This is a genomic window from Mesorhizobium sp. B2-5-4 (genome assembly GCF_006441095.1).
Classification (GTDB): Bacteria; Pseudomonadota; Alphaproteobacteria; order Rhizobiales; family Rhizobiaceae; genus Mesorhizobium; species Mesorhizobium salmacidum.
Genome location: NZ_VFUR01000023.1, coordinates 77459 through 83730, shown reverse-complemented (window position 1 = coordinate 83730; position 6272 = coordinate 77459). Strand labels below are relative to the sequence as shown.

At 64.3% G+C, this 6272-nt stretch carries 5 protein-coding genes; 3 read left to right on the top strand and 2 right to left on the bottom strand.

Going from position 1 to position 6272, the window contains the following annotated elements:
* Window positions 1–249 precede the first annotated feature (249 nt).
* The 3 genes from FJ492_RS24290 to FJ492_RS24280 all read left to right on the top strand — a co-directional run bounded on the left by FJ492_RS24290 (window position 250) and on the right by FJ492_RS24280 (window position 4557).
* Entirely contained in the window at window positions 250–1989 is a 1740-nt protein-coding gene (locus FJ492_RS24290) for a VirD2 family relaxase/mobilization nuclease (RefSeq protein ID WP_140772625.1), read from the top strand.
* A gap of 139 nt (window positions 1990–2128) precedes the next feature.
* Complete coding sequence (locus tag FJ492_RS24285) at window positions 2129–4111, top strand: conjugal transfer protein TraG (RefSeq protein ID WP_140751542.1); 1983 nt, start codon at window positions 2129–2131, stop codon at window positions 4109–4111.
* Window positions 4112–4116: 5 nt separating this feature from the next.
* Window positions 4117–4557, top strand: coding sequence for a CopG family transcriptional regulator (locus tag FJ492_RS24280; RefSeq protein ID WP_140772623.1), 441 nt, complete (start codon window positions 4117–4119; stop codon window positions 4555–4557).
* A 96-nt stretch (window positions 4558–4653) separates the two neighbouring features.
* Here FJ492_RS24280 and ehuB read toward each other — a convergent pair whose 3' ends face one another.
* Together ehuB and FJ492_RS24270 are read right to left on the bottom strand one after the other, a co-directional pair.
* Window positions 4654–5526, bottom strand: a complete 873-nt coding sequence (gene ehuB / locus FJ492_RS24275; RefSeq protein ID WP_140751546.1) for an ectoine/hydroxyectoine ABC transporter substrate-binding protein EhuB — start codon at window positions 5524–5526, stop codon at window positions 4654–4656.
* Window positions 5527–5785: 259 nt separating this feature from the next.
* Entirely contained in the window at window positions 5786–6253 is a 468-nt protein-coding gene (locus FJ492_RS24270) for an Lrp/AsnC family transcriptional regulator (protein WP_140751548.1), read from the bottom strand.
* Between the last annotated feature and the right edge of the window lie 19 nt (window positions 6254–6272).

Sequence of the window (6272 nt, the reverse complement as noted above, 5' to 3'; positions counted from 1 at the left end):
TCCTCCACAGACTGAAGGAACCCGACATGACGCGATATTGCACTACTTCAAATATGTGCAGGGACCGGACGGTTACGGCAGCAACCGAGGGATGGCAAGATAAAAGGGCGCACATTGTGCTGCGGTCGGTTGGTTGCATTTGCTGGGTTTTTTGCCGCTTACCGCACATTGCAGCGCCTTCGCGCAATGTGCTAAGAGCATGCAAATTATTGTATTCTCTGCGCAAATGGCAGGGTGAGGACGGGTGCCGTGTCCGATGAGCACGAGTTCCGCGTCCGTCCGGGCCGCATTCGCTCGACGCGAGCCCAATCGTCGCGGCCCTTCATCGCCCAGGCGCTTGCGGCGGCGCAAAAGGCCGGCGGCAGCGTGTCGCGCTCAGGCCGGATCGGGAGAGGCAACAGTTCGCGGTTCGGGCGGGGCAGGGCAGCGAGCCTTCAGGCCAATCGCTTCCTCACCGGCCGCTCCCGCCTCGCCACGATCAAGACCCGCGTGGTTCGCCATTCGAAACGTGGCGCGCCGCTGGCGAGCCACCTCAACTATCTGCGCCGGGAGGGGGTCACGCGAGACGACGCGAAAGCCCGCATGTTCGGACCGGAGGTCGACGATGCGTCGCTCCCGGATTTCGTCAGGCGCTGCAAGGACGACCGGCATCATTTCCGCTTCATCGTCTCGCCGGAGGACGCCGTCGAGATGTCCGACCTGAAATCCTTCACCCGTGATCTCATGGGCCGCATGCAGAAGGATCTGGGCACGGTGCTCGAATGGATCGCGGTCGATCATTGGAACACCGACAACCCGCATGTCCACGTCATCCTGCGCGGCCGGGCCGATGACGGCCAGGACCTGGTGATCTCGCGCGACTACATCAGCCGCGGCATGCGCGATCGCGCCAGCGAGCTCGTCACGCAGGAGCTTGGCCCCCGATCGGATCTTGAGATCCGCCGGCAGGTCGAGCGTCAGGTCGAGGCCGAGCGGTGGACCGGGCTCGACCGCCAGTTGCTTCGAGACGCACGCGATGGCGGCGTCATCGATCTCGCGCCATGTGCCGATCGCCAGCCTGACGAATTCATCGCGCCAAAGATCGGGCGGCTGCGCAGGCTGGAAACGCTCGGCCTTGCCGAGCAACTCGGTCCTGGTCAGTGGATCCTCAGCGACAGAGCCGAGGCGACGCTGCGCCAGATGGGTGAGCGCGGCGATATCATCAAACGCATGCATCGCGCATTCTCGGTCCGCGACATCGAACGCGCGAGCGCCAGCTATGTGCTGGCCGCGGAGACCATCGGCGAGACGATTATCGGCCGACTGGTCGAGCGCGGACTGGATGACGAACTCAAGGGCACGGCCTATGCGGTCATCGATGGCGTCGACGGACGTTGTCATCACGTCCGGCTTGCCGATCTCGAGGCGACGGGTGACGGGGCGCCGGGCGCGATCGTCGAACTGCGCAAATTCGAGGACGCCCAGGGACGCCGACGGCTGGCGCTTGCCGTGCGCTCCGATTTCGACATCGACAGACAGGTGGTTGCGGAGGGGGCGACCTGGCTCGACCGGCAGGCGCTTGCCCGTCCTGCGGCGGCGCTTTCCGATGGCGGCTTCGGCGCCGAGGTGCGCCAGGCGCTTGATCGGCGCGCCGAGCACCTGGTCGGACTGGGGCTGGCGGAGCGGCGGCCGGGCGGGACCGTCTTTGCCGGAAACTTGATCGACACGCTCCGCCAGAGGGAACTCGACGTGCTCGCGAGCAGGCTCGCGACTCAGACGGGCCAGTCATTCAACCGTGCCGGGAAAGGCGAATTCGTGTCGGGCACCTACAGGCAGCGCTTTGCGCTTGCATCCGGCCGTTTCGCGATGATCGATGATGGCCTCGGCTTTCAGCTCGTGCCCTGGACGCCTTCGCTGGAGCGACATCTCGGCAATCACGTCTCCGGTGTCGTTCGCGGCGACGGCGGCGCCGATTGGAGTTTCGGCCGCAAGCCCGGCCTCGGCTTATGAAGGCGCTTTCAAGGGGGATCGGAGCCTGAGTGCCGATCGCCTGTCTTCCTTGCCGGGAACGCGACGCGACACGATCGGCATGGGCCGGCTGTTGAATCTCGCATCAACCTTGCTGACCTCTCGGCACGAGGAGAAACGAATGTCGGGAACGAAAGTCCTTTGGGGACAGATTGTCGTGGTCTTCCTGATCGTGCTCCTCGCGATCTGGGGATCGACGCAATGGTCGGCTTGGCAGCTGGGCTATCAGGAGCGGCTGGGAACGCCTTGGTTCGTCATCGGCAGCATGCCAGTCTATTATCCGCCTGCCATCTTCTGGTGGTGGTATTTCTATGATGCCTATGCGCCGGGCATCTTTGTGCGCGGCGGCATCATTGCCGCCTCGGGCGGCTTCATGTCGATCGCCGTGGCGATCGGCATGTCGCTTTGGCGTGCCCGCGAGGCGACGAAGGTCGCGACCTATGGCTCCGCGCGCTGGGCCGACAAGAGCGAGGTGCAGGCGGCAGGCCTGCTTGCCCCCGACGGCGTGGTGCTGGGGCGCTATGGAACGCACTATCTGCGCCACGACGGGCCCGAGCATGTGCTTTGCTTTGCGCCGACGCGTTCGGGAAAGGGGGTCGGCCTTGTAGTGCCGTCGTTGCTGACCTGGCCTGGCTCGGCGATCGTCCATGACATCAAGGGCGAGAACTGGGGTCTGACCGCCGGCTTCCGCGCCCGCCACGGCCGGGTGCTGTTGTTTGATCCGACCAATGCCAGGTCGGACGCTTACAACCCTTTGCTCGAGGTCCGCCGCGGTGAATGGGAGGTCCGCGATGTGCAAAACATCGCCGACATCCTGGTCGACCCCGAAGGCTCGCTTGAACGACGCAACCACTGGGAAAAGACGAGCCACGCGCTCCTGGTCGGCGCGATCCTGCATGTGCTCTATGCCGGACCGGATAAGACGCTTGCCGGCGTAGCGGCATTCCTGTCCGATCCGAAGCGGCCGATCGAATCGACCTTGGCCGCGATGATGACGACGCCGCATCTGGGGGAGGGCGGTCCGCATCCCGTCATCGCCAGCGCCGCCCGTGAGTTGTTGAACAAGTCCGACAACGAGCGCTCCGGCGTGCTCTCGACCGCGATGTCCTTCCTTGGGCTCTATCGCGACCCGGTGGTGGCGGAGGTGACGCGCGCATGCGGCTGGCGCATCGCCGACCTGGTCGCCGATCCTCGTCCGGCGACGCTCTATCTCGTTGTTCCACCCTCCGACATCAGTCGCACCAAGCCGCTGATCCGTCTCATCCTCAACCAGATCGGCCGCCGTCTGACCGAGGATCTGCAGGCGAGGGCGGATCGCCATCGATTGCTTCTGATGCTTGACGAGTTTCCGGCGCTCGGACGGCTCGACTTCTTCGAATCCGCGCTCGCTTTCATGGCCGGCTACGGGTTGAAAAGCTTCCTGATCGCGCAGTCCCTCAACCAGATCGAGAAGGCCTACGGGCCGAACAATTCTATTCTGGACAACTGCCATGTACGCGTCAGCTTCGCGACCAATGACGAGCGTACCGCCAAGCGTGTCTCCGATGCCCTGGGCACGGCAACCGAGCTGAAGGCGATGAAGAACTATGCCGGTCACCGGCTCTCGCCCTGGCTCGGTCATCTCATGGTTTCGCGCTCGGAGACGGCGCGGCCGTTGCTGACGCCCGGCGAGATCATGCAGTTGCCGGCAGGCGACGAGATCGTCATGCTGGCGGGCACGCCGCCGATCCGGGCGAAGAAGGCGCGCTATTTCGAAGACCCGCGGTTGCGGGAGCGCATTCTGCCGCCACCGGCTGTCACGGCTCGAGCCGAGCCGGAGCCTGACGATTGGACGGCGCTTGCGTTGCCGCTCCCGCCACCGGGTACGGCAGCCGCAACTGCCGTGACGAAACTCCAGGAGGAATCGACCGAGTCCGCATTGCGACGTCAGCCAGAGCTCGATCCTCTTCTCCCGGCCGCGGCGGAGCTGCCGCCCGTCAACGAGTTCGAGATCGAAGCGCCTGACGAGGCGGATGATCTCGCGAGCAGCAGCCGGATGGCTCGCCTTGTGCGGGGCATGGCGCGTCAGATCGCGCTCGACCCGGACGACGGCATGGAGCTGTGACGGTCGTGACGAGAAGCAAGAAAAAGGTGCAGATTTCCGTGTATCTCGACCCTGCCGTGATGGCATTGCTGGTCGAATACGCCGCCCGGCGCGATCGCTCGCAGTCGCTCATCGCTGAAGCGGCGATCGCCTCCTTCCTCTCTCCGGATGCCGACGCGCAACGCGAGGCGGCGATCTCCAGGCGTCTCGACCGGATCGATCGCCGGATCGCGCGGTTGGAGCGCGATGTCGGCATCTCGGTTGAAACGCAGGCGGTATTCATTCGCTTCTGGCTGGCCACCACTCCGGCCTTGCCGGAGCCGATGGCCCAGGCAGCGCAAGCCAAGGCAAGCGAGCGCTATGAAGCTTTCATTTCCGCGCTTGGCAGGCGCCTGGCCAAGGGGCCGAGCCTGCGGCAAGAAATCCCCGAAGACATCGCGCCGTCCAGCGATCCTGAACGACAGTGATGTGAGAGCCTGTCGGCGCACAGAGGCCGCCGCGCGAGCTCGCGCGGCGCGCCACCCTGTCGTGTTGATGCTGGACGGCTTCTGTTGTCGACCCGGTCAGTTGGCGGCTCCGCACAACTGCGAGGTCGTCAATCCTGGCGGCACGTTTTCGGTGGGGCCAAATCCGTACTTCGCCATGATGGTGGCAATTGTGCCGTTCGATATGACCTTGGCGAGCCCCTGATTGTAAAGGTCGCGCAGGTCGCCATCATCCTTCCTGAACGCGACCGCGACGTAGCTGATCGACTTCTCGTCGGTCGTGAATGGGTTGGCGCGTTCCAGATCGGGGCTCTTTTTGCCGGACAGCAGCCCGATCACCGTCGGGGAAGAAAATACCGCGGCGTCGATGCGGCCGGCGCGCAGTGCCGCGATGTTGGTCTCGATGTCGGGAAACTGCAGGATGCGATCCTCAGGGACGCCCTCGGCGATGGCGTTCTGGATGACGTTGCTGCCGCGGCCGCCGCCCATGATGGCGTCGGATTTCTTGGCAAGATCCGCATAGCCATGGATCGCCTTGGGGTTGCCGGCGAGTACGATCGCCGCGTCGTCCTGCCTAAGGTCGGGAGCGCCGAAGGCAACCTGCTGGCATCGCGGCGGCGTTATCGACAAGCCGGACGCCACGGCATCGAAACGCCCAGCCATCAACCCAGGGATCAACGCGCCGAACTCGGTGACCTCGAAGTCGACCTGCTTGACGCCGAGATCGGCGAACGCAGCTCTGAGCAGGTCCGGATGCCAGCCGAGCAACTCGCCGGTTCCTTCCTGCTTGTAGCCCCATGGCGAGCGGTTGTGGATGCCGATCACGATCCTCCCCTCTCTCAATACGCGTTCCTTTGTCGTTTCCGCCGTGGCCGGCAGCACGGATCCAACAATCGTGGCATAGGCGATGCAGGCCAGGCCAATGGCGACAGATCGGGCTCGAAATTTCATCGTGCAGTCCTCCCGTGAGATTGAGTTGCGCGCAGGCGTTCCCGCCGCAGCCGTTCAACGCTACGTTGAGGGCGGCCAACGCGTCAATGTAGATAAACAAAATATGTACAAAATATTGCCGACTCGGCAATGAGAGGCTCTCGCGGGTGGCGCAAGTGGAATGCATTCTGCGGGTGAAAACGCCATCGGGGTGGGTCACACGGGTGCCCGCCCCCGCTTCAGTTGCCGCCGCGATGGCCGCCGCAGAATACTCGCTCCATCAGATGGGCAGGACTTCCGAGCGCTTGACCTGACCCAGGGCGAAGCTGCTTTCGATCGAAGCGATGTTGTCCAGCCGCGTCAGCTTGTCCTTGATGAACCGTTCATAGGCCTCGAGGTCGCGCACCACGATGCGCATCAGGTAGTCGCGCTGGCCGGTCATCAGATAACAGTCGACCACCTCCGGCCAGCGCAGCACGGCTTGCGAGAAGCGGTCGAGATCGTCCTCGCGTTGCCGTTCAAGCTTGATCGACGCGAAAGCGCTGATCGGCAGGCCGAGCTTCTTCTGGTCGACGACCACGGTGTAGCCCTTGATGACGCCGGCGCTCTCCAGGAGCCTGACCCGCCGCGCGCAAGGCGAGGGCGACAGACCGACGGCTTCGGCGAGGTCGCTCGAAGTCGCCTTGGCGTTCTTCTGCAGCGCGGCGATGATCTTCAGGTCGATTGCGTCAAGCGCTGGATTTGGCATGCTTCCCTCGTCTAGTCGC